We start from the raw sequence: 22,841 nt of genomic DNA, 5'->3' as shown, positions 1-22,841 counted from the left end.
GTAATCGTGTCGCGACCCCGAGGTCCCGCGGCCCTCAGGGCGGCCCTTGGGCGGCGTCGGCCTCGGCCCGCAGCCAGCGCACGAAATCCTGGGCGTCCGGGTTGGCCGACGCACGACGCGCGCTGTCGACGAAATAGCCACGGCGCGAGGCCGCACCTTCGCCGAAGGGAGACACCAGCTGGCCGCTGCGCACCAGCGCGCCCACCAGCGGCAGCCGGCCGATCACCACGCCCTGGCCCGCTACCGCCGCGGCGACCGCGTCGGTGTAGAGCGTGAAGCGCAGCGTGTTCTTCATGCGCAGGTCGTTCAGGCCCATGACCTGCAGCCAGGGCTCCCAGTCGACGGTGGGCGTGTTGGCGTGGCCGGGCTCGTCGATCGTGAGCAGGGTCTGGCCCAGCAGGTCGGCCGGTTCGTGCAGCCGCGCCGCGATCTCCGGCGCGCACAGCGGCAGGACGGTTTCCTCGAACAGCGCCAGCCCGGTGCCGCGCGCGATGGGAACGAAGCGCACCGCGACGTCGACCCGGCTGCGCTCGAGGTCGAGCACGTCGAGGGTGGCCGACACCCTTACGTCGACCTCGGGATGATCGGCCGTGAAGCGCGCCAGCCGCGGGATCAGCCAGAAAGAGGCGAATCCCGGCGTGGTCGTGACCGCCACATGCCGTGGCAGCGGCACGCTGCGAACGCGGGCGGTGGCATCGCGCAGCCGCTCCAGGCTCTCGACCACCGCGCGCTGCAGCACGGCCCCGGCCTCGGTCAGCGCCAGCGCCCGATGGCGGCGCTCGAACAGCAGCACGCCGAGCGCTGCCTCGAGCTGCTGGATCTGCCGGCTGACCGCCGACTGGGTCAGGAACAGCTCGGCCGCGGCCTGCGTGAAGCTCAGGCAGCGGGCCGCGGCCTCGAAGCTGCGCAGCAGTTCGAGCGGGGGCAGGTCGGCCGACGATACGGCGCTTTTCGCATTCTCGGGAAGCATGCAACGAGTTCCGAATCACCGTATGACACGGCGGGGCCTGCTCACTATATTCATTCCCATCGCGAATGCAAAGGAGCTCTTCATGGACCCCCGCACCCAACGCCTGAGCCTCAGCCTGCCGAAGATGGCCGTCTTCACGCTGCCCGACGCCCACGAAGTCGACATCGAATGCACCCGCGGCGCGGTCTGGATCACGCTCGACCACGACCGGCGCGACATCGTGCTGGAACCCGGCGAGCGCTTCCGCAGCGACTCGCACCGCCGCGCACTGGTGGCGGCGCTCGAACCGTCCTGCGTGCGCTTCAGCGCCGCCGCGCTGTCGGTGGCCGCCCGGCCGGCGCCGGCCGAGCGGTCGCCTTGGCGACTGTGGGCCCACGGGATGACCCCGGCTTGACCCGGCGCCCCGGGCGTTGAACCATCGACGCTCCGGGCCAGGAAAGGCGCATTCCGTCGCCGTCGTGAACCGACGGCCCGACGCCGTCCGCTCCGGGCCCCCATCTCTCGGAGGAAGGACACACCATGGCAGAGGCATACATCGTGGCCACCGCGCGCACCGCGGGCGGCCGTCGCGGCGGCAGGTTGTCGGGCTGGCACCCGGTCGACCTGGCGGCCCAGGTCATCGACGCGCTGGTGGCGCGCAGCGGCATCGACCCGGCCGCCGTGGAGGACGTCATCCTCGGCTGCGTGAGCCAGGTGGGCGAGCAGGCCACCAACGTCGCGCGCAACGCGGTACTGGCCTCGAAGCTGCCCGAATCGGTGCCCGGCACCTCGGTCGACCGCCAGTGCGGCTCGTCGCAGCAGGCGCTGCACTTCGCGGCCCAGGCCGTGATGTCGGGCAGCATGGACGCGGTGATCGCGGCCGGCGTCGAGAGCATGACGCGGGTGCCGATGTTCACGCCCAATGCGCTGCCGGCCAAGGCCGGCCTCGGCACCTACATGAGCCCGGCGATGCAGCGGCGCTACCCCGGCGTCGAGTTCAGCCAGTTCACCGGCGCCGAGATGATCGCGAAGAACTACGGCCTGACCAAGGACATGCTCGACCGCTATGCCTTCGAGAGCCACCAGCGCGCGATCGCTGCCACGCGCGAGCAGCTGTTCGCCGACGAGATCGTTCCGGTCGAGGTGCGGCTGGCCGATGGTTCCGGCAGCGGCGAGATGCACACCGTCGACGAGGGGATTCGCTTCGAAGCCACGCTGGAAGGCATCGCCGGGGTCAAGCTCATTGCCGAGGGCGGGCGCTGCACGGCGGCCACCGCGAGTCAGATCTGCGACGGCGCCAGCGGCGTGCTGGTGGTCAACGAGCGCGGCCTGAAGGCACTGGGCGTGAAGCCGCTGGCGCGCATCCACCACATGAGCGTGATGGGCCACGACCCGGTGATCATGCTCGAGGCCCCGATCCCCGCCACCGCGCGTGCGCTCGCCAAGGCCGGCATGAAGATCGACGACATCGACCTCTACGAAGTCAACGAGGCTTTCGCACCGGTTCCGCTGGCCTGGCTGCAGAAGCTGGGCGCCGACCCGGCCCGGCTCAACGTCAACGGCGGCGCGATCGCGCTCGGCCATCCGCTCGGCGCCTCGGGCACCAAGCTGATGACCACGCTCGTGAACGCACTCGGCCAGCGCGGCAAGCGCTACGGGCTGCAGACCATGTGCGAGGGCGGCGGCATGGCCAACGTCACGATCGTGGAGCGGCTCTGACATGGGCCCGGTTCTCTACGAGCTCAACGAAGGCATCGCGACCCTCACGCTCAACCTGCCGTCCAAGCTCAATCCGGTCGCGCTGGACCTGCAGCAGGCACTGCGCGAATGCTTCGCGCGGGTGCGCAGCGACAGCCAGGTGCGCGCCGTCCTGCTGACCGGTGCCGGCAAGGCCTTCTGCGTCGGCGCCGACCTGAGCGCGATGCGGCCGCCGGAAGACGGCCAGACCCTGGGCGACCAGACCGCCGACTGGATGCAGACCATGAGCAACCCCCTGATCCAGGAGCTCCGCGAGCTCCCGGTGCCGGTGGTCTGCGCGGTCAACGGCCCGGCCGCCGGCGCCGGCGTCGGCCTGGCGCTGGCCTGCGACATCGTGGTGGCGGCACGCAGCGCCTACTTCTACCTGCCCTTCCTGCCCAAGCTCGGCATCGTGCCGGACCTCGGCTGCACCTGGTTCGTTCCGCGGCGGGTCGGCCCGGCGCGGGCGATGGGCATGGCGCTGCTCGACGAGAAGCTCAATGCCGAAACGGCGGCGCAGTGGGGACTGATCTGGGCCGCGATCGACGATGGCCCGCTGCTGCTCGAGGCGCTGAAGATCGCCCAGCGCCTGGCGCAGCTGCCGGTCCATGCGGTGCACGAGGCGCGCCACGCGATCGAGCGCTCGGAGCGCCACACGCTGGCCGAGCAGCTGCACTACGAGAGCGAGCGCCAGCGCGAGCTGATCGAGCGGCCGAGCTTCGCCGAAGGCGTGATGGCCTTCCTGCAGAAGCGTGCACCGGTCTTTCCACCGCGCGCGACGCCATGATCGAACGCACTCTTTTCGGTCCCGACCACGAGGCCTTCCGCGACGCCTTCCGACGCTTCATGGACAAGGAGATCGCGCCCTTCCACGAAGCCTGGGAAGAGCAGGGGTACGTGGCCCGCGAAGTCTGGAACAAGGCCGGCCAGAACGGCTTCCTGTGCATGTCGCTGCCGGAGGAATACGGCGGCTCGGGCGCCGACCTGCTCTATTCCGTCATCCAGTTCGAGGAGCTCTGGGCCCGCGGCTTCACCGGCATCGGCTGGGGCCTGCACAGCGAGATCGTGGCGCCCTACATCCTGCGCTACGGCACCGAGGCGCAGAAGGCGCACTACCTGCCCCGGCTCGCCAGCGGCGAGATGATCGGCGCCATCGCGATGAGCGAGCCGGCCGCCGGCAGCGATCTGCAAGCGGTGCGCAGCACCGCGCTCAAGCAGCCCGACGGCAGCTACCTGCTCAACGGCAGCAAGACCTTCATCACCAACGGCTGGCATGCCGACCTGGTGATCGTGGTCGCCAAGACCGACCCGGCCGGCGGCGCCAAGGGCACCAGCCTGTTCCTGGTCGAGCGCGGCATGCCGGGCTTCGAGAAGGGCAAGCGGCTCAAGAAGCTGGGCCTGAAGGCGCAGGACACCTCCGAGCTGTTCTTCGACGGCGTGCGGCTGCCGGCCGAGGCGCTGCTGGGCGGCGCCGCGCAGGAGAACCGCGGCTTCGTCTGCCTCATGGAGCAGCTGCCCTGGGAACGGCTGCAGATCGCGATCAGCGCGGTGGCGGCGTCGCAGGCGGCGATCGACCAGACCGTGGCCTACGTGAAGGAGCGCAAGGTGTTCGGCCAGCCGGTGGGCGCCTACCAGAACACCCGCTACACGCTGGCCGCACTGCAGACCGAGGTGCAGGTGGCGCAGGTCTTCGTCGACAAGTGCATCGAGCTGCTCATGGCCGAGAAGCTCGACACCGCGACCGCCAGCATGGCCAAGTACTGGACCAGCGACCTGCAGTGCAAGGTGATGGACGAATGCGTGCAGCTGCACGGCGGCTACGGCTTCATGTGGGAGTACCCGGTAACGCGCGCCTACGCCGATGCCCGGGTGCAGCGCATCTACGGCGGCACCAACGAGATCATGAAGGAAGTGATCGCGCGCGCGATGGGCCTGCCGGGCCGCTGAACCGCCACTGGCGCCCGGCGAGGGGCTGCGGGACAATGCCGCCATGCCCCTCCTCAACGCCTTCTACGCCCAGTCCGGCGGCGTCACCTCCGTGATCAACGCCTCGGCCTGCGGCGTGATCGAGACGGCGCGCCGGCATCCCGACCGCATCGGCAACGTCTACGCCGGCCGCAACGGCATCCTCGGTGCGCTCACCGAGGACCTGATCGACACCGGCCGCGAGTCGGCCGAGGCGATTTCGGCGCTGCGCAGCACGCCCAGCGGCGCCTTCGGGTCCTGCCGCTACAAGCTCAAGTCGCTCGACAAGAACCGGCGCGAGTACGAGCGCCTGGTCGAGGTCTTCAAGGCCCACGGCATCGGCTATTTCTTCTACAACGGCGGCGGCGATTCGGCCGACACCTGCTTCAAGCTGAGCCAGCTGTCGCAGTCGCTGGGCTATCCGCTGCAGGCGATCCATGTGCCCAAGACCATCGACAACGACCTGCCCCTGACGGATTGCTGCCCGGGCTTCGGCTCGGTCGCCAAGTACGTGGCGGTGTCGACGCTCGAAGCCTCGATGGACGTGCGTTCGATGGCTGCGACCTCCACCAAGGTCTTCGTGATCGAGGTGATGGGCCGCCACGCCGGCTGGATCGCCGCGGCCGGCGGGCTGGTGGCCGACCAGGGCATCCCGGTCGTGATCCTGTTCCCTGAGATTCCCTTCGACCAGCCGGCCTTCCTGGCCCGGGTCGACGCGTTGGTCAAGTACCACGGCTACTGCACGGTGGTGGTGTCCGAAGGCTGCCACCATCCTGACGGCAGCTTCCTCGCCGAGCAGGGCACCAAGGATGCCTTCGGCCATGCGCAGCTCGGCGGTGCCGCCCCGGTTGTGGCGCAGATGGTCAAGGAGGCGCTGGGCCACAAGTTCCACTGGGCGGTCGCCGACTACCTGCAGCGGGCGGCGCGGCACATCGCGTCGGCCACCGACGTCAAGCAGGCCTATGAACTGGGCCAGCGCGCAGTCGAGCTGGCGCTGGAGGGACGCAACGCGGTGATGCCGACCATCGAGCGGATTTCCGACGTCCCCTACGACTACCGGCTCGGCACGGCATCGCTCGATGCGGTGGCCAATGCCGAGAAGTTCATGCCGCGCGATTTCATCTCGGACGACGGCTGGGGCATCACAGAGAAATGCCGGCGCTACCTGCTGCCGCTGATCCAGGGCGAGGACTATCCGGCTTATCGCGACGGGCTGCCGGTCTACGTGACGCTGGACAACGTCGCGGTGCCGAAGAAGCTGCCGCCGTTCGAGGTCGCTGGATGAACGCGGTGCAGCGCCCCGATCCGTCGCGCTGTCCGCTGTGCGGCGAGTCCAATCGTTGCGCACTGGAGATCGAGCGCGAGACCGGCCAGGTGCAGCCGGCCTGCTGGTGCATGGAGGTCGACTTCAGCGAGGACCTGCTGGCGCGGGTGCCGGAGGGGCAGCGGCGCATGGCCTGCATCTGCGCGCGCTGCGCCGCGCAGGACGCGCTTCAGGAGTGAGCCCCGTGGGGTACCGGCTACAGCGGCGGCGCGAGGTACGCCGGCGCCTGCGCATGGCCTTCGTAGCCGCCGTATCTGACGCCGGAAGGGTAGTACTCCGCCGAGAACTGAACCTTGCCTGCTGCGTCCTCGCCGGCCACGGTGGCGATGAAGGCCAGCATCAGGTCCATGCCGGCCGAAACCCCTGCTGACGACCACACCTTGCCATCCTGCACATAGCGTTCCTCGACCACGTCGACGTCGCCCAAGGCGCGCAGCCGCTCGAGCGAGGCCCAATGCGTCGTCGCCCTCTTCCCGGACAGCAGCCCGGCCGCATGCAGCACGAAAGCCCCGGTGCAAACGGACAGCACGGCCTTGCAGCTTCCTGCCTGCAGCGAAACGAAGTCGAGCAGCGCCTGGTTCCCGACCTCCCTTCGCGTGCCTTGCCCTCCGGGGACCAACAGATAGTCGAGCGGCGGACAGTCGGCAAAAGCGAGGTGCGGATGGACGATCAGTCCCTTCGCGCACGTCACCGGCCGCGAGGACTCGGCCACCACGATGCATCGTGCCGGCCCGTCCGCCACCTTGCCCCACATGGTCAGCATCTCCCATGGGCCGATGAAGTCGAGTTCTTCGACCTCATCGAATACCAAGACACCAAAGTTCATGCGCTACCTTTCTGAATCTTGGTCCGTGTGTCGGCATCGAGCCTCTTCTCTCCCAGGGCAAAAGTCGCCTTCTGGATATGGCCACCCAGCACCTCGTAGATGCAGAGCATCTCCACGCTGCCTCGGCCTTCCGGAAAGTTGCGTGTCACGAGTTCGTGGTCGGTCACGACGTTTCCCATGACGATCCTCGACAACAGCCGTGCGTGAATATCCGCCTCTGCGAGCCTGACAGCGAATCGCGTTCGGAGTTCGGAATGCCCACGCGCCAAGCGCTCTCCGTTCAACGCGAATTGCTCCGCGTCGACTGCATAGGTTCGCAGGAGTGCCTCCAGGTCTTTCGCGTTGTAGGCATCGAGTTGCGCCTGGACGATGGCAGAGGGAGAGTTCGAGCGCATTGTCTCGGAGCAGCCACCGGAAGAAGCACCGGCCGACTCGAACCCTGACCGACCGCCGAACTGCGGTAGCCCGTCCGAGATCTCGTGCCACGACGCCTTGTCGTCCACGAAGTAGTGCCCCGTCGACACCAAGTGCATTGGTTCGACGATGGCGCCCGCAGAGATGCCCACGATATCCGGATGGCGAGCATCGACCGTGTACAAGTGCGAGCCGAAGCCAGGCGCCGCTCAGACCCTGGTGCGCATCGCGCCGACGATTATTCGGGCCGCAGTGCGCAATCCTGAACCAGGGGAGCATGAGGCGGACTTTTCCGCCTCGAGATCAGACAAGGCAACCGCGAATGGCCGTAGCCTGAGGGCGGCGAAGCACCCATCCATCAGCCAAGCGCATCCAGCGAAATCCCCAAGGCCGCCGCCAGCTTTTTCAGCGTCGCCGTGGAGCCCGCGCGCTTGCCGCCCTCGATCTGGCTGATGAAAAGCTTGCTGACGCCAGCGGCGGCGGCCAAGGCATCCTGCGTCATTGCGCGGTGTTCTCGCCAGGCCCGCACGGGATGAACACCGTCGGCCATCGCGTGCGCAACCGCTGCTGGAAAGCGCACCCCGTCATCGTTTGCAACGGCCCGGTCGTAGGCGGCCACGTCATCCGCATCTTCGACTTCTCCGCGCACCTTCTTCCACAGAGCTGCAGGAACAACGTAGAAGGCCGGCTTTCCGTCCTGCTCGATCACCTGTACTTCGTTCATTTGTGGATGCTACCCCGCGTGCCGCCCGGCGGGATGCCTCAATCCGCCTAGCCTGGAGCCGGAGACTGATCGACCTTGACAACCTCGGGCTCGGGCGCAGCCGGCGCCTCCTCCTTCACCGCCATCGCCGGCAACCCGCCGCGCTCGCGCTGCTCGGTGATCACCTGGTGGATGAACTGAAGCTTGCCGACCGCCGCCCGCGGCAGCACGAAGGGGTAGTAGTCGGGCTGGCCCATGCTGCGCGACAGCTCGTTCAGCACGTTGGTCAGCCGCACCCACCCATTGAGGAAATCAAGGAAGCGGCCGGCCTCGGGGTGCTCGGGCTGCCAGAGGTCCGAAGGCCCGAACAAGTCGCTGGTCAGTTCGACGTTCTGCGCATCGACGCCGAAGCTCAACGCGGTGTCGGCGGTGTCCGCCATGTGCAGGTAGTGGGCCCAGGTCTCGGCCCAGTCCTCCCAGGGATGCGAGCTCGCGTAGCTGGTCACGAAGCGATCGGCCCAGTCGAGCGGCGGACCGTTGTCGTAGTGGTTGCGCAAGGCCGCGGCGTAGTCGTCGCGTTCGTCCCCGAAGAGCTGGCGGAAGCCGTCGACCCACGGTGTCGGCGCCACCAGCAGGTCCCAGTAGTAGTGGCCGATCTCGTGCCGGAAGTGGCCCAGCAGGGTCCGGTAGGGCTCGCGCATCTCGGCCCGGATGCGCTCGCGCACGGCGTCCTCGGCCTCTTCGGCATTCAGCGTGATGACGCCCATCTCGTGGCCGGTCATGACGTGCGGTCCGCCCGGCACATGGCTCAGGAAGTCGAAGGCCAGGCCGTGCCCCGGGTCGCTCAGGCGCGTGACCACGGGCAGGCCGAGCGCGAGGAGCTGCGAGATCAGCCGGCGTTTGGCCAGTTCGAGGCTCAGCCAGAGCGCGCCGTTGCTTTCCACCGAAAGGTCGGGAATGGTCCGCGTCACGCTGCACGACAGGCACAGGCCGGGCACCAAGCCCTCGGTGTTGAAGGCCGGGTCGTCACCCTCGCGCGGCGCCGGCACCATCCAGTTGCAGGCTGCCGGCGTCATGAGGTTGGCGCATCGCCGGTAGGCCTTGCCGTGGACGTCGCCGAAGAGCGTGAAGGTGTCGGCTTCGGCGCCCTCGAAACCGGCCGGCGCGAGCGGCACCACGCCGAGCCGCTCGACCACGTAGCCGAGCGGCGTCAGGCAGGCCAGGCACTGGCTGTTGCGCAGGAACACCGGGCGGCCGCACTGGCACTGGTAGGCCCGGCTCAGTGTCGGCACCTGCAGCTCGGAGGCCAGCGAGCCGCCGGTGTCGGCGCTGTCGGCGCTGCTGCCGTCGGCTTCGAGCGAATCGGCGACGGCGTCTGGGCTGTTGTTCTGGTTCTGGGATTGCATGGCGGTCTGGATCGCGTGCGGAACAGCGGATGATTTTGGCGGCGCGCATAGGGGCGCGGAGCGGTGCAAACGCCGATATCCTTGTAGGACGGCCGAGCGCGGCAATTTCCCTCCTTGATGAACAATCCTCCCCCGCAGTCCCTGAGCAGCCGCTACGGCGAGCGCTACCGCTGGCTCCTGCTCGTCTCGGTCATGGTCGGCGTGATGGCCTCGATCATGTCGTCGACGATCGTCAACGTCGCCATCCCCGGCATGAGCCACCATTTCTCGCTCGGCCAGGAGCGGGCCCAGTGGGTCAGCTCGGGCTTCATGGTGGCGATGACGGTGTCGATGCTGACCACGCCCTGGCTGCTCTCGCGCTACGGCTACCGGCGCACCTACGTCGGCACCATGGTGCTGCTGCTGGCTGGCGGGATGGCCGGCGGACTGGCGACCGATTTCACGCTGGTGCTGGCCGCACGCGTGGCCGAGGGGCTGGCGGCGGGGGTGGTGCAGCCGATCCCGGCGATCATCATCCTGCGCGCCTTCCAGCCCCACGAGCAGGGCCGCGCCAGCGGCATCTTCGGCATGGGCGTGGTGCTGGCGCCGGCCATCGGACCGAGCATCGGCGGGGTGCTGGTCGACCTGTTCGGCTGGCGTTCGATCTTCTTCATGGTGGTGCCTTTCTGCCTGGCGTCGATCTGGCTGGCCTACAAGTTCGTGCCGACCACCGCGCCCGGCGGCGTGGTCGCGGCACGCAGCGAAGGCCTCGACTGGCGCGGCCTGGCGCTCGGCACGGTCGGTACCCTCTGCCTGCTGAACGGCCTGGTCGCGCTGCGCGGCGAGTCGGCCCTGCACGCGACCTTGCTGCTGGCCGGCGCCGGCATCGCCTTCGGCGCTTTCGTTGCCTGGCAGAAGCGCCTGGCCGCGAGCGGCGGCGCGCCGTTGATGAACCTGGCCCTGTTCCAGTACCGCCAGTTCGCGATGGGCAGCGTGGTCGCCTTCATCTACGGCACGGCGCTGTTCGGCTCGACCTACCTGCTGCCGGTCTACATGCAGGTCGGGCTGCAGCTGTCGGCGTCGCACGTCGGCACCATCCTGCTGCCGGCCGGCATCGTGCTGGCGATCACCATCGCCGGCGTCGGCCGGCTGGCCGACCGGCATCCGACCTGGCTGCTGGTGTGCACCGGGCTGCTGCTGCTCGCCGCCTCCTTCGCGCTGATGGTGGTGCTGAAGCTCGACAGTGCGCTGTGGCTGCTGGTGGCCTTCGCGGTCATCGGGCGCATCGGACTCGGCTTCATCCTGCCCTCGCTCAACCTGGGCTCGATGCGCCCGCTGGCCAAGCCGCTGATTCCGCAGGGCGCCAGCGCGATCAATTTCCTGCGCATGCTGGGCGGCGCCGCCGGTGTCAGCCTGTGCGCGATCGTGCTCGAGTGGCGGCTGGCGGCCCATGGCGATTCGCTCGCCAACGTGGCGACCAGCCCGGCGCGGCTGGCGGCCTTCGACGAGGTGTTCCTGATGCTGGCGGGCCTGTGCGCGCTGGCGATCGTCGCGGCCTGGCAGCTGCGGGTGAAACCGCCCGCCGCACAGCCATGAGCCCGCTTCAGTTCTAATAGCCGCCATGTGCCAGCTGCTCGGAATGAACTGCAACACGCCGACCGACGTGACCTTCAGCTTCACGGGCTTCGCCCAGCGCGGCGGCCGCACGGATCACCACGCCGACGGCTGGGGCATCGCCTTCTTCGAGGACCGGGGGCTGCGGCATTTCGTCGACCATCAGCCGGCCTGTGAGTCGCCGGTGGCCGAGCTGATCCGGCGCTACCCGATCCAGAGCCGCAACGTCATCGCCCATATCCGCAAGGCGACGCAGGGCGCGGTCAACCTGCAGAACTGCCACCCGTTCGTGCGCGAGCTGTGGGGCCGCTACTGGGTGTTCGCGCACAACGGCGACCTGAAGGATTTCCGGCCCCGTCTGCACGGCAACTTCCATCCCGTCGGCAGCACCGACAGTGAACACGCGTTCTGCTGGATCATGCAGGAGCTGGCCAAGTCGCATGCCGGCGTGCCGAGCGTCGACGAGCTGACCTTGACCTTGCGCGAACTCGCGCCGCGGCTGGCCGCCCACGGCACCTTCAACTTCATGCTGTCGAACGGCCAGGCGCTGTGGGCGCATGCCTCGACGCACCTCTGGTACGTCGAGCGCCAGCACCCGTTCCTGACGGCCGAGCTGTCCGACGAAGACCTGAGCATCGACTTCGCCCAGCACACCACGCCGAACGACCGCGTCGCCGTGGTGGTGACGGCGCCGCTCACGACCAACGAGCAATGGACGGCGTTCGCGCCGCAGGAGCTGGCAGTGTTCGTCGACGGACGACGCTGCAGCTGAGACCTCAAAAAAGCGTTGCCGCGGATTTTGGAGACAAATAACGGTTCTCGGTTGCATTCAAAGGGCCGTTCCATGCCGGCGTCCTTTCTCCCTGCGTCCCGTCGCGCGCGCCAGCGTGCCCGCCCTCCCGGCAACCTGTTCAACAAGTCGTCCTGGGCCTCGGCCGGCGGCTTTCCGGGCTCGAACTACCTCGTTGTGGGAGCGCCGCGCACCTTCGTGCTGAACGCCAGCGTCGACTTCTAGGTGCTCGGGCGCGAGGGGTCGACGATGACCCGGGCGCTGCCGGACACGCGGACGCTCGCCCCGGCCGCCGGCGAAATTTCCACGCGAAGACGCGAGCGCATGCCCATGTCCTCGCCCTGGATGATCTCGATGGCGCCTTCGTGCGACCAGCCCAGGTCACGCAAATAGCCGCCCAGGGCCGCGGCCGCCGCGCCGGTGGCCGGGTCCTCGTAGACACCGCCAATGGCAAAGGGATTGCGGGCATGGAAGCACCGAGGGGTCTGCGCATGGACCAGGCTGATCGTGCCGATGCCCTCGGCCGTCATCAACGTCCGGCCGGCCTCAAGCTCGTAGCGCATGGCGGCCAGTCGTGCTCGGCTGCGTAGCGCCAGCACCAGATGGTTCAGCCCGGCATTGGCGATCGCCGGAGGAATCCGCGGATCCAGGTCGTCGCGCCGGTACGAAAACAGGGCGAGCGCCGTGTCGACCAGCGCATCGGACGCCGGCCTGCTGGCGGTCGGCGGCGACTGCAGCGCCGCGGCGACCGTCGCCCCCTCGCGGTGCCCCTCGACGCTGATCGCAGCGGCGTTGAGCTGCAGCTTGAAAACCCCGTCCCCGAGGCGCTGCGCGAGGGCCGCACCGAGCGCGATCGTCGCGTGCCCGCAAAAGGCGACTTCGGATTCGGGCGCGAAATACCGGACTCGCCAGCCGTCCTCGGTGGGCGCAGCAAAGACAGTCTCCGAATAGCCGACCTCGGCCGCCACCGCCTGCATGACATCGGCGAGAGGCAACGCGTCGCACAGGACCACCCCGGCGGGATTGCCGCCGACCTGTCCATCCGAAAAGGCGGCAAAGCGCTCGACCTTCATCGCCGGACCTCGGCCTCCAGCGCATCGACGAACATCGCCGGCACGTCGAAGCCGGTCTGTTCGGTGATCTCCTGGAAGCAGGTCGGGCTGGTGACGTTGATCTCGGTCACGGAGTCGCCGATCACGTCGAGGCCGATCAAAAGCAGCCCACGCGGCGCCAGCGCGCGGCCCACGGCCTCCGCGATCTCGCGGTTCTTCGGCGTCAGCGGCTGCGCCACGCCCTTGCCGCCGGCCGCAAGGTTGCCGCGCACCTCGGTGCCCTGCGGGATGCGGGCCAGCACGAAGGGCACCGGCTCGCCGCCGATGATCAGGATGCGCTTGTCGCCGGCCGCGATCTCGGGCACGAAGCGCTGCACCATGAGGGTCTCGGCGCCGTTCTTGTTGAGGGTCTCGGTGATCGAGCCCAGATTGAGCCCGTCTTCGCGGACGCGGAAGATGCCCATGCCGCCCATGCCGTCGAGCGGCTTCAGGATGATGTCCTTGTGCTCGGCGTGGAAGGCCCGCACGGCCGCCGGGTCGCGCGTGACCAGGGTCGGGCTGGTGAATTGCTGGAACTCCATCACCGCGAGTTTTTCGGGGTGCTCGCGCAGCGCGGCCGGCTTGTTGACGACCTTCGCGCCTTCGCGCTCGGCCTGGCCCAGCAGGTGCGTGGCGTAGATGTACTCGGCGTCGAAGGGCGGGTCCTTGCGCATCAGGACCGCATCGAAGCCGTGCAGCGCAGCCTGGCGGCGCGGGGTTTCGGTGAACCAGTCGTCGCCGTTGCCGGTGAGCGTGATGTCGCGCACGCCGGCCGTCACCGGCTGCCCGGTCTGCCAGCCCAGGTCGCGCGGCTCGCAGGCCGAGATGCCATGGCCGCGGCGCTGGGCCTCGCGCATCATCGAAAAAGTGGTGTCCTTGTAGATCTTGAAATGCTCGAGCGGGTCGGCGACGAAGAGGATGTTCACGGGCTGTTCTTTCCAATAGCGGCTTTGGCTTCCTGCTTGATCTTGCACGCAGGCGCGATGTCCTTGCCCGGCGCGGCCTTCTTGCGGCCGAGCTGCTGGATGCCCAGCGCCAGCGCACCGGCCACCACGCCCCAGAAGGCCGAGCCGATGCCCGCCAGCGTGACGCCCGAGAGCGTGACCAGGAAGGTGATCAGCGCCGCCTCGCGGTGCGTCTCGTCGCGCACCGCAGCGGCCAGGCCGCCGCCGATGGTGCCGAGCAGCGCCAGGCCGGCGATGGTGGCGACGAGTTCTTTCGGGAAGGCGGTCAGCAGGCCCGTGACGGCAGCCCCGAACACGCCGATCACGATGTAGATTGCGCCGCAGCTGACCGCCGCCGTGTAGCGCCGTGCCGGGTCTTCGTGTGCTTCGCGGCCCATGCAGATCGCGGCGGTGATGGCGCTCAGGTTCAGCGCGAAGGCACCGAAAGGCGCCAGCACCAGCGTGAACAGGCCGCTGATCGTGATCAGCTTCGACACCGGCATGTCGTAGCCCGCGGCCCGGATCGCCGCCACGCCGGGCAGATTCTGCGAAGCCATGGTGACGACGAACAGCGGCAGCGCGAGACTGACCACCGCCTGCCAGCTGAACACCGGCATCGTGAACACCGGCAGCGCCAGGCTGAAGTGCACCGCACCCCAGGCCAGTTCGCCGCGCGCCGCGGCAAAGGCGATGCCCACGCCCAGGGTCAGCGGCACCGCATAGCGCGGCAGCACCCGCTTGGCCACCAGATAGGCGCCCAGCATCAGCAGCACCAGCGGCAGCGCGGTCTGGGCGGCAATAAAGGCCTGCAGGCCGAATCGCGCCAGCACGCCGGCCAGCAGCGCCGAAGCCAGTGCCATCGGGATCTTGTTCATGACGCGCTCGAACCAGCCGGTGGCGCCGGCCAGCGTCATCAGCAGCGCGCAGACGATGAAGGCGCCGACCGCCTCGTTCATGCCGTAGCCGGCGCCGGCGACCGCCAGCACGGCGGCACCGGGCGTGCTCCAGGCGATCATCACCGGCTGGCGCCACCACAGCGAGGGAAGCACCGAGGCCAGGCCCATGCCGATGCCCAGCGCCCACATCCAGGAGGACACCATCTCGGGCGTCGCGCCGAAGGCCTGGGCGGCCTGGAACACGATCGCCACCGAACTCGTGAAGCCCACCAGCACGGCGACGAAGCCGGCGGTGAAGGCCGAGAGGCTCAAATCCTTGAAGAAACGCATCCGGAATTATGTGACGGCCCGAGTGCGCGATTCTCGGCGCGATCCGAGGCCCAGCAGGCAGGTGGACAAGCTTCCGCGTCGGATCAATCCGGCGCGTGGTGAAGCCCCTGCGCGCCCTTTGTCAGCGATGTCTGATCCAGCGCATCAGAAGACAAGCGAGCCATGTGAACACGGCCACGTTGATAAAGGACAATATGAAAATATACAGCGAGTGCGTCAATTCTGGGTCATCTTCGCTGTTGATCAAGTCTTTCAAATGGGCAATGCAAACCCCGACCCACTCCGGATATTCGGGGAAATATTCCGAATACAAATACCAAACCTTGGCATACGCCAGCGTCGCCACCACCAGCCAAAGGCCCAGCAGCACGGCTTTTTTGGCTCGATTCATCGCGTAACGTTCACCGCGCCGTAGGTCAAGATGTCAACGCCCGAAATGAACGCCTTTGGCGTAGCGATCAAGATGCCGCGCACGACATCGAAATCCGTCGGACGATCAAGCGTGATGCATCCTTCACTGATCCCTCTACCTGCCTTCGGATGCAATCGAAATCCACCTCTTTTCACACCATCGCAGAAGGTCTCGTCGTCAATCCTTCCATCAGCCGCGTACAGGCCAAACCAGTCTCCCTTCACCCAATCCCGAAGCCAACCCAGCCGGCCGCCTGACACTCGGTCAACGATGTAGTATTTGCCGATGGGCAATGCCCCAAAATTAGGCACGCACATGTAGGAGGGCTTGTTGACGTAACCGCTTCGCCCTGAAAAAGCAGGATAAGCGGATGCGCCCATGACCAACTGACTCATTGGTTGGCCATTGAGTCGAAAAGAGCAGTCTTTCAAGAAATCTCCATGGAACAGCGGGGGCATCCTACGCTGCGTCAGAGCACGCGAAAGACGCCCTCATCGGCTTTCAGCCGATTCGTGAAGAGAATCCTAGATTTCTATCTTGGAGCCGAGCTCCACCACCGCGTTGTTCGGCAGCCCCAGGAAGTCCGCCGCCCCGCTCGCGTTGTGGTGCATCTGCGCAAACAGCTTTTCACGCCAGGGCGCCATGCCGCTGCCGAGGGTAGGAATCACGACGTCGCGCGACAGGAAGTAGCTGGTGGCCATCGGCTCGATCTGGCAGCCGCGCAGCCGCGCGTTCTCGAGCGCGCGCGGCAGGTCGATTTCGTTCTTGAAGCCGTAGTGCACCACCACCTGCCAGCAGTGGTGGCCCAGCGCTTCCATCTCGATGCGCTTGTCCATCGGGATCCAGGGCACCTCGTGGTTGCGCACCGTGACGAACAGGTTCTGGTCGTGCAGCACCTTGTTGTGCTTCAAGTTGTGCAGCAGCGCATTCGGCACCACGCCCGGCTCGGCCGTCATGAAGACCGCGGTGCCGTCGACCCGCGCCGGCGGGCTCACGAAGACCGAATCGAGGAAGCCGCGCAGGTCGATGGCCTCGGCCAGCTGGGTCTCGCCCATCAGCCGGCGCCCTTCCTTCCAGGTCAGCATCAGCATGAAGATCGAGCCGCCGATCAGCAGCGGGAACCAGCCGCCGTCGAACAGCTTGAGCAGGTTCGAGGCGAAGAACAGGAAGTCGACCACGAAGAAGGCGCCGGTGGCCGCGATGCACAGGATGAGCGGGTACTTCCAGGCATAGCGGATCACGAAGAAGGTCAGCACCGTGGTGATCAGCATGTCGGTGGTCACCGCGATGCCGTAGGCGGCCGCCAGGTTGCTCGACGAGCGGAACATCACGACCGCCAGCACGATCGCCACGAACAGGCCCCAGTTGACGAACGGGATGTAGATCTGGCCCGCGGTGCGCACGCTGGTGTGCTCGATGTTCATGCGCGGCAGGAAGCCGAGCTGGATCACCTGGCGCGTGACGCTGAAGGCGCCGGTGATCAGGGCCTGCGAGGCAATCACGGTGGCGGCGGTGGCCAGCAGCACCAGCGGCAGCAGGGCCCACTCGGGCGCCATCATGAAGAACGGGTTCTTCACGGCCAGCGGGTTCTCGAGCAGCAGCGCGCCCTGGCCGAAGTAGTTGAGCGTCAGGGCCGGCATGACGACCGAGAACCAGGCGATGCGGATCGGCTTCTTGCCGAAGTGGCCGAGGTCGGCATAGAGCGCCTCGGCACCGGTCACGCACAGCACGGTGGCTCCCAGGATGATGAAGCTGGTGCCCGGGTTCTCCCACATGAAGCGCAGCGCGTAGAACGGGCTCAGCGCCTTGAGGATCTCGGGATGGGTCAGGATCTGCGTCACGCCGAGCACCGCGATGGCGAAGAACCAGGCCAGCGTGATCGGGCCGAAGAAGCGGCCGATGCCCGCCGTGCCGTGCTTCTGCAGCGCGAACAGGCAGAACAGCACGACCAGGGTGATCGGGATCACGTAGTGCCTGAACTGCGGCGACACCACCTCCAGACCCTCGACCGCGGACAGCACCGAGATCGCCGGCGTGATCACGCCGTCGCCGTAAAACAGCGAGGTGCCGAAGATGCCGACCACCAGCAGCACCTGGCGCAGCCGGGGCTTGTCGACCACCGCCTGGGAGGCCAGCGCCAGCATCGCGACCAGGCCGCCCTCGCCTTCGTTGTCGGCCCGCAGCACGAGCACGACGTACTTCAGCGAGACGATCACGGTCAGCGTCCAGAAGAACATCGACAGGATGCCGTAGACGTTGTCGATCGTGAAAGGCACGTGGCCGTGGCCGAACACCTCCTTGACCGCATACAGGACGCTCGTGCCGATGTCGCCGTAGACGACACCGATGGCCGCGAGGATCAGCGCAGCGGAAGAGGATTTAGGGGCGGACACGGAAGGGCTGCAAAGGGTCGGCGGCGTGCAGCACACCACGAGGCGCTGTTGCGGCCCGTTGCGGCCGCTGCATCGGCTCCCACCCTCGTCGTCGTTGTTATGGGGTGGCTATTTTGCCGCCGCGGCGACGGTCTGCAAGTTGCATCGCCAAATCATTCATAGACCTCGGCGTCCGGATCGGTCGCCTCCAGCTCGTAGCTCGCGGCCACCATGGCCAGCCGGCCGATCACGCCGTACATGTAGAAGCGGTTGGGCGCGCTGGCGCCCGGCTTGGCGCCTGGCTGCGGTAAGTGCGCACTTTCAGAGAACGCCAGCGGCACGAAGCTGGCGCCCGGCAGGTTCAGGTTCTCGTCCGGCGCGCGCTCGGCGTGCACCCGGTAGAAACCGCCGACCACGTAGCGGTCCATCATGTAGACCACCGGCTCGGCGACGCCGTTGTGGACCCGTTCGTTGGTCAGCACGCCCTCCTGGACGATCAGGTCGCAGGGCTCCTGCCCTTCCTTGGCGGCGCCGGCCTTGCTGGCCCGCGGCCGGCGGACCAGGGCCTCGATCTCCTTGGCGTCGCGCACCGTCATGACGCCCAGGCCGGGGCTGCCATTGTCGGTCTTGACCACCACGAAAGGCTTCTCGTTGATGCCGTATTCCTTGTACTTGCGGCGCACCTTGGTGAGCAGGGCGTCGACATGGCTGGTCAGGACGTCGATGCCCTGGCCGGTCGCGAAGCTGACCTCGGCCGCCTTGGCGTACATCGGATTGATTAGCCACGGGTCGATGCCCAGCAGCTTGCCGAAGCGCTTGGAAACCTCTTCGTAGCTGTGGAAGTGGTTGCTCTTGCGCCGCACCGACCAGCCGGCGTGCAGCGGCGGAAGCAGGTACTGCTCGTGCAGATCCTCGAGGATGCCCGGCGTGCCGGCCGACAGGTCGGTGTTGAGCAGGATGGTGCAGGGGTCGAAGTGCTTGAGCCCCAGGCGCCGCTTGCTGCGCGCCACCGGCTCCAGGCAGACCGTGTCGCCGTTGGGCAGCTCGATCTTCTTCGGCGACTTGATCGCCGGATCGATCGATCCGACCCGCACGTTCAGGCCGGCCATGTGGAAGATCCGCACCAGCTGGGCCACGTTGGCCAGGTAGAAGGTGTTGCGCGAATGGTTCTCGGGAATCACCAGCAGGTTGCGCGCCTCGGGGCAGATCTTCTCGATCGCCGCCTGCGCCGCCTGCACCGCCAGCGGCAGCATCTCGGGCGTGAGGTTGTTCCAGCCGCCCGGATAGAGGTTGGTGTCGACCGGCGCCAGCTTGAAGCCGGCGTTGCGGATGTCGACCGAGCTGTAGAACGGCGGCGTGTGCTCCATCCATTCGAGCCGGAACCAGCGCTCGATGGCAGGCGTCGAGTCGAGCACGCGCTGCTCGAGTTCGTTGATGGGGCCGGTCAGGGCGGTGACGAGATGGGGGACCATGCGGCGGCCTTGTTGGATTTATGCCTGAGTGAGAGCGGGATTGTAGATTTTGGGGCGGACGCCCCAATGACAAGCTTCCTGCTGCGGATTCTCATGCCAGAAATACCCAGGACGTCGAAACCGCCGGCATCGCGGCGACTTCGTGCGCGACGGAAAGATCGCACCAAAGTTCAGAAGCCTCGGGCGGCGGCGCCACCCCTCGCCAGCTATCCTTTTTTCGACACAGTTCAGGAGGAACACGATGAACGACTCGGCTTTTCAGCACGAGCTTTTGAAGTGCATCAGGGATGCCCAGAACGATGCGAATTTTTGGCTGCGCGGCGGCGACAACCCAGAGAACGAACTCGAAAACCGACTCGAACGCCAATTCGAGGGTCTCAATCGGCGACTGGAGCAGAGCGCCGTCATCGTCGATTCCGTCAGCTTGAAACCCGAACGAGTCGCTGACGACCGCTGGCGCCACTTGGCCGCGCAACTTTCGGGTGGCGCCGTGTGGGCACTGGGCCAGCCTGTGGTGAAGAAGCGATTCGTGATGCCCGGTTCGGCTCCGGGCACATCGATCGCATCGCAGTATCTGTCACGGGCATTTCCCCAGAGGATGCCTGTAAGGATTCTCAAGACAGTAGTCCTCGGGCGAGCCATCGGCCGAGCGTTCCCTGCCGTGGGGGGGCACGATCATCGCCATCGACGTCATCGAAACACTGCTTGTGAAGAGTGTCGATGACGGGTCTCGATGCATGTCCGATGGTGGAGATTTCGGAGGTGCCGGTGCAAGCGGATCTTGGTGAATCCGAGCTTCCGGATTTCGAAACCCTCTACCTCTTCCTCGCGGAATGGTTCCCGGAGAGAGAATTCAACGACGGTTCGCCGAACTGGCGTCTCGAAGAAGACTTGGATTGCTACGGCGACGACGCCTATGACCTTCTCGCAAGGTTTTCCGAGCAGTTCCACGTGGACGTTGCCGGATTCGATCTCTCTGCCCACTTCGCGCAAGAGGGCCACCTCGCCTTCGTATTGCGCAAGCTCTTTCGGCGCAAGAGGGAATTAAAGCCGTCGCCATCGATTCGGGATTTGAAGCACGCCATCGAGACAGGAAAACTCGGCTAGAGAACTCGGAGCCCCGGCAGCGAGCCGCCCCTGACCGAGAACACGCGGGGGCTCAGTTCCGGACTTCTCCTTGACCCAGAACCACGTACTTCAGCGAGGTCAGGCCCTCGATCCCGACCGGCCCGCGGGCGTGGAACTTGTCGGTGCTGATGCCGATCTCGGCGCCCAGGCCGAACTCGAAGCCGTCGGCGAAACGGGTGCTCGCATTCACCATCACGCTGGCCGAATCGACCTCGCGCAGGAAGCGCTGGGCGTTCATGTGGTCGCGGGTGACGATCGCGTCCGTGTGGTGGCTCGAGTAGTGGTTGATGTGCGCGATGGCCTCGTCCACGCCCTCGACCACCTTGATGCTGATGACCGCGGCCAGGTATTCCTCGGACCAGTCCGATTCGACCGCGTCGAGCACCTTGTCGGCCGGCAGGTGCCCGCCCTCGGCGCGCAGGATCTGCGCCGCCACCGGGTCGCAGCGCATCTCGACGCCCTTGGCGGCGAAGATGGCGCCGATCTCGGGCAGGAAGGTCTCGGCGATCGAGGAGGCCACCAGCAGGCCTTCGGCGGCGTTGCAGGGGCTGTACTTCTGGGTCTTCGCGTTGTCGACGATCTTCAGGGCCATGTCGAGCTCGGCCGTGTGGTCGACATAGACATGGCAGTTGCCGTCGAGGTGCTTGATCACCGGCACCCGGGCGTCGCGGCTGATGCGCTCGATCAGGCCCTTGCCGCCGCGCGGGATGATGACGTCGACGAATTGCGGCATCGCGATCAGCTGCCCCACGGCCTCGCGGTCGGTGGTGCCCACCAGTTGCACGGCGTCGACCGGCAGGCCGGCCTCTTCGAGCGACTCGGCCACCAGCAGCGCCAGCGCCTTGTTCGATTCGATCGCCTCCGAGCCGCCGCGCAGGATCGCCGCGTTGCCGCTCTTGATCGCCAGGCTGGCCGCCTCGATGGTCACGTTGGGCCGGCTCTCGTAGATCATGCCGAAAACCCCGATCGGCACCCGCATCTGGCCGACCCGGATGCCGCTGGGCTGCTGCCGCATGCCGATGACCTCGCCAATCACGTCGGACATCGCGGCCAGCTGCTCGCAGCCCTGGGCGACGGTCTCGATGGCCTTGGGCGTCAGCTTGAGGCGATCGACCATCGGCGCCGACAGGCCGGCGCCTTCGGCCCGGGCCAGGTCCTTGGCATTGGCTTCGGCCAAGGGGGCGACCGCGGCGCGCAGGCGGCGCGCCAGCGCCTTCAGGGCCTTGTTCTTGGTGGCGGCATCCGCCCGTGCCATCAGGGCCGAAGCGAGCTTGGCCTGCAAGCCGAGCGTCTGGACGTACTCGGAGACATTCAAGGTATTCATCCCCGGATTGTGCCGCGACGGCCAAAGGCGGCGTGCGCCGAGGGACAGTTATGCACCATTTCTGTGCGCAATCCGCCCATCGCCCGCGCGGTCAACGGGCCCGGGGCGCCGACGCCGCGGGCCCGCAGGCCCGGCACAGCATCAGCGCCAGCCGCTGCAGCGCCTGCCAGCCATTGGCCGGCCAGTCTGGCTGCTTGAGGCCCTTGACGATGCCGTCGACCACGTGCGCGGCGCGCAGCATGCGCGCCAGCGCCCGGTCGTCGAGCCGCGGCAGCACCCGCTCGAAGGCCCGCTCGCGCGGACCCCAGATGCGGTTCTCGCGCAGCGCCATCGGCAGCGGCCGGCCGGCCGCCATCGCGTCCCTGACCCGCTTCAGGGCCCGGATGTCCTCGGCCAGCGTGTAGTGCACCAGCACCTCGGCCTCGCCTTCGGCCTGCAGGCCGTCGAGCATGCGCGCGACGCGCTGCGGATTGCCGGCCAGCACCGCTTCCGACAGCTTGAAGACGTCGTAGCGCGCGACGTTGTTGACCGCGGCCTCGACCTGCTCCCAGCCGAGTTCGCCTTCAGGGTGCAGCAGCGCCAGTTTCTGGATTTCCTGGTGGGCGGCCAGCAGGTTGCCCTCGACCCGGTCGGCGAAGAACTGCAAGGTGCGCTGGCCTTCCTCGCCGGCCTTGACGCGCTGCCCCTGCAGCGCCAGCCGCTGGGCGATCCACTGCGGCAGCGCGGCGCGCTCGACGGTGTCGACCTGCAGGCTGACGCCATGGTTCTCGAGCGCGGCGAACCAGGCGCCGCTGCGGGTCGCCTTGTCGAGCCGGGGCAGCAGCACCAGCGTCAGGGTGCTGTCATTGCCGGCTGCGGCCTCGGCGATCTGCTGCAGCGCGGCGCTGCCGTCCTTGCCGGGCTTGCCCGACGGGATCCGGATCTCGACGATCTGCTTGTCCGCGAAGAGGCTCAGCGAACCGCCCGCCGCCAGCACCGCGCCCCAGTCGAAATGGGCACCGGCGACGGTGTAGGCGCTGCGCTCGGTGTAGCCCTGGGTGCGCGCGGCGGCGCGAATCGCATCGGCGGCCTCCTGCGCCAGCAGCGGCTCGTCGCCGTGGATGACGTAGAGCGGCGCCACCCGCTTCGCGAGGTGGGACGAGAGCTGGGCAGTCGCGAGTTGCAC

At 67.4% G+C, this 22,841-nt stretch carries 25 protein-coding genes; 11 read left to right on the top strand and 14 right to left on the bottom strand.

Annotated elements, in window-relative coordinates; translation table 11 throughout:
• Positions 1–34 precede the first annotated feature (34 nt).
• On the bottom strand, positions 35–970 hold the full coding sequence (locus QTI17_RS13000) for a LysR substrate-binding domain-containing protein (protein WP_286533581.1): 936 nt from the start codon (positions 968–970) through the stop codon (positions 35–37).
• An 82-nt stretch (positions 971–1,052) separates the two neighbouring features.
• On the opposite strand from QTI17_RS13000, the gene QTI17_RS12995 reads away from it, so the two are divergent.
• From QTI17_RS12995 to QTI17_RS12970, 6 genes are all read left to right on the top strand, one after another.
• Positions 1,053–1,364, top strand: a complete 312-nt coding sequence (locus QTI17_RS12995; RefSeq protein ID WP_286519929.1) for a DUF2917 domain-containing protein — start codon at positions 1,053–1,055, stop codon at positions 1,362–1,364.
• A 125-nt stretch (positions 1,365–1,489) separates the two neighbouring features.
• The gene (locus tag QTI17_RS12990; RefSeq protein WP_286533580.1) at positions 1,490–2,668 is read left to right on the top strand and encodes an acetyl-CoA C-acetyltransferase; all 1,179 of its coding nucleotides are present in this window, start codon (positions 1,490–1,492) and stop codon (positions 2,666–2,668) included.
• Between the two features lies 1 nt (position 2,669).
• A complete protein-coding gene (locus QTI17_RS12985) occupies positions 2,670–3,473 on the top strand; it encodes an enoyl-CoA hydratase-related protein (RefSeq protein ID WP_286533579.1) in 804 nt (267 codons plus the stop codon).
• Positions 3,470–4,633 carry an acyl-CoA dehydrogenase family protein gene (locus QTI17_RS12980; protein WP_286533578.1) on the top strand — a complete coding sequence of 388 codons (1,164 nt, stop codon included), beginning with the start codon at positions 3,470–3,472 and terminating at the stop codon, positions 4,631–4,633. The genes QTI17_RS12985 and QTI17_RS12980 overlap by 4 nt, the downstream gene beginning before the upstream one ends.
• A gap of 43 nt (positions 4,634–4,676) precedes the next feature.
• Complete coding sequence (locus QTI17_RS12975; protein ID WP_286533577.1) at positions 4,677–5,936, top strand: 6-phosphofructokinase; 1,260 nt, start codon at positions 4,677–4,679, stop codon at positions 5,934–5,936.
• Positions 5,933–6,154, top strand: coding sequence for a cysteine-rich CWC family protein (locus QTI17_RS12970; protein ID WP_286533576.1), 222 nt, complete (start codon positions 5,933–5,935; stop codon positions 6,152–6,154). Before QTI17_RS12975 ends, QTI17_RS12970 begins: the two co-directional genes overlap by 4 nt.
• Positions 6,155–6,171: 17 nt before the next feature.
• Here QTI17_RS12970 and QTI17_RS12965 read toward each other — a convergent pair whose 3' ends face one another.
• The 4 genes from QTI17_RS12965 to QTI17_RS12950 all read right to left on the bottom strand — a co-directional run bounded on the left by QTI17_RS12965 (position 6,172) and on the right by QTI17_RS12950 (position 9,324).
• Entirely contained in the window at positions 6,172–6,801 is a 630-nt protein-coding gene (locus tag QTI17_RS12965) for a DJ-1/PfpI family protein (RefSeq protein ID WP_286533575.1), read from the bottom strand.
• Positions 6,798–7,400 carry a nuclear transport factor 2 family protein gene (locus QTI17_RS12960; protein WP_286533574.1) on the bottom strand — a complete coding sequence of 201 codons (603 nt, stop codon included), beginning with the start codon at positions 7,398–7,400 and terminating at the stop codon, positions 6,798–6,800. Before QTI17_RS12960 ends, QTI17_RS12965 begins: the two co-directional genes overlap by 4 nt.
• 173 nt (positions 7,401–7,573) lie before the next feature.
• Positions 7,574–7,939, bottom strand: a complete 366-nt coding sequence (locus QTI17_RS12955; protein WP_286533573.1) for a helix-turn-helix domain-containing protein — start codon at positions 7,937–7,939, stop codon at positions 7,574–7,576.
• A gap of 47 nt (positions 7,940–7,986) precedes the next feature.
• Complete coding sequence (locus QTI17_RS12950; RefSeq protein ID WP_286533571.1) at positions 7,987–9,324, bottom strand: zinc-binding metallopeptidase family protein; 1,338 nt, start codon at positions 9,322–9,324, stop codon at positions 7,987–7,989.
• A gap of 117 nt (positions 9,325–9,441) precedes the next feature.
• On the opposite strand from QTI17_RS12950, the gene QTI17_RS12945 reads away from it, so the two are divergent.
• The 3 genes from QTI17_RS12945 (at position 9,442) to QTI17_RS12935 (ending at position 11,932) form a co-directional block, all read left to right on the top strand.
• Complete coding sequence (locus tag QTI17_RS12945; protein ID WP_286533569.1) at positions 9,442–10,899, top strand: MFS transporter; 1,458 nt, start codon at positions 9,442–9,444, stop codon at positions 10,897–10,899.
• A gap of 25 nt (positions 10,900–10,924) precedes the next feature.
• Positions 10,925–11,689 (top strand): class II glutamine amidotransferase, encoded by a 765-nt coding sequence (locus QTI17_RS12940; RefSeq protein WP_286533568.1) that lies wholly within the window; start codon positions 10,925–10,927, stop codon positions 11,687–11,689.
• 72 nt (positions 11,690–11,761) lie between these two features.
• Positions 11,762–11,932, top strand: coding sequence for a hypothetical protein (locus QTI17_RS12935; RefSeq protein WP_286533567.1), 171 nt, complete (start codon positions 11,762–11,764; stop codon positions 11,930–11,932).
• Here the strand turns inward: QTI17_RS12935 and QTI17_RS12930 are convergent.
• The 7 genes from QTI17_RS12930 to gshA all read right to left on the bottom strand — a co-directional run bounded on the left by QTI17_RS12930 (position 11,929) and on the right by gshA (position 19,224).
• Positions 11,929–12,780 carry a PhzF family phenazine biosynthesis protein gene (locus QTI17_RS12930; protein ID WP_286533565.1) on the bottom strand — a complete coding sequence of 284 codons (852 nt, stop codon included), beginning with the start codon at positions 12,778–12,780 and terminating at the stop codon, positions 11,929–11,931. The genes QTI17_RS12935 and QTI17_RS12930 overlap by 4 nt on opposite strands.
• Complete coding sequence (gshB, locus tag QTI17_RS12925) at positions 12,777–13,724, bottom strand: glutathione synthase (protein ID WP_286533561.1); 948 nt, start codon at positions 13,722–13,724, stop codon at positions 12,777–12,779. The genes QTI17_RS12930 and gshB overlap by 4 nt, the downstream gene beginning before the upstream one ends.
• A complete protein-coding gene (locus tag QTI17_RS12920) occupies positions 13,721–14,968 on the bottom strand; it encodes a benzoate/H(+) symporter BenE family transporter (RefSeq protein ID WP_286533560.1) in 1,248 nt (415 codons plus the stop codon). The genes gshB and QTI17_RS12920 overlap by 4 nt, the downstream gene beginning before the upstream one ends.
• Before the next feature lie 121 nt (positions 14,969–15,089).
• Positions 15,090–15,359: a hypothetical protein gene (locus QTI17_RS12915; RefSeq protein ID WP_286533559.1), complete on the bottom strand. Its 270-nt coding sequence runs from the start codon at positions 15,357–15,359 to the stop codon at positions 15,090–15,092.
• Positions 15,356–15,775 carry a DUF2778 domain-containing protein gene (locus QTI17_RS12910; protein WP_353506703.1) on the bottom strand — a complete coding sequence of 140 codons (420 nt, stop codon included), beginning with the start codon at positions 15,773–15,775 and terminating at the stop codon, positions 15,356–15,358. Before QTI17_RS12910 ends, QTI17_RS12915 begins: the two co-directional genes overlap by 4 nt.
• Before the next feature lie 129 nt (positions 15,776–15,904).
• Entirely contained in the window at positions 15,905–17,773 is a 1,869-nt protein-coding gene (locus QTI17_RS12905; protein ID WP_286533558.1) for a potassium transporter Kup, read from the bottom strand.
• A gap of 152 nt (positions 17,774–17,925) precedes the next feature.
• Positions 17,926–19,224 carry a glutamate--cysteine ligase gene (gshA, locus tag QTI17_RS12900; protein ID WP_286533557.1) on the bottom strand — a complete coding sequence of 433 codons (1,299 nt, stop codon included), beginning with the start codon at positions 19,222–19,224 and terminating at the stop codon, positions 17,926–17,928.
• Positions 19,225–19,465: 241 nt separating this feature from the next.
• On the opposite strand from gshA, the gene QTI17_RS12895 reads away from it, so the two are divergent.
• Positions 19,466–19,948, top strand: a complete 483-nt coding sequence (locus tag QTI17_RS12895; protein ID WP_286533556.1) for a hypothetical protein — start codon at positions 19,466–19,468, stop codon at positions 19,946–19,948.
• Positions 19,945–20,331, top strand: coding sequence for a DUF1493 family protein (locus QTI17_RS12890; protein ID WP_286533555.1), 387 nt, complete (start codon positions 19,945–19,947; stop codon positions 20,329–20,331). The genes QTI17_RS12895 and QTI17_RS12890 overlap by 4 nt, the downstream gene beginning before the upstream one ends.
• A gap of 52 nt (positions 20,332–20,383) precedes the next feature.
• On the opposite strand, the gene QTI17_RS12885 is transcribed toward QTI17_RS12890, so the two are convergent.
• Both QTI17_RS12885 and holA read right to left on the bottom strand, forming a co-directional pair.
• Complete coding sequence (locus QTI17_RS12885) at positions 20,384–21,676, bottom strand: glutamate-5-semialdehyde dehydrogenase (protein WP_286533554.1); 1,293 nt, start codon at positions 21,674–21,676, stop codon at positions 20,384–20,386.
• Positions 21,677–21,767: 91 nt separating this feature from the next.
• A complete protein-coding gene (gene holA, locus QTI17_RS12880) occupies positions 21,768–22,841 on the bottom strand; it encodes a DNA polymerase III subunit delta (protein WP_286533553.1) in 1,074 nt (357 codons plus the stop codon).

It is taken from the genome of Variovorax sp. J31P179, from assembly GCF_030316985.1.
GTDB lineage: Bacteria > Pseudomonadota > Gammaproteobacteria > Burkholderiales > Burkholderiaceae_C > Variovorax > Variovorax ginsengisoli_B.
Note: the sequence above shows the minus strand (reverse complement) of the source record. Positions and strands in the feature narration are given on the sequence as shown.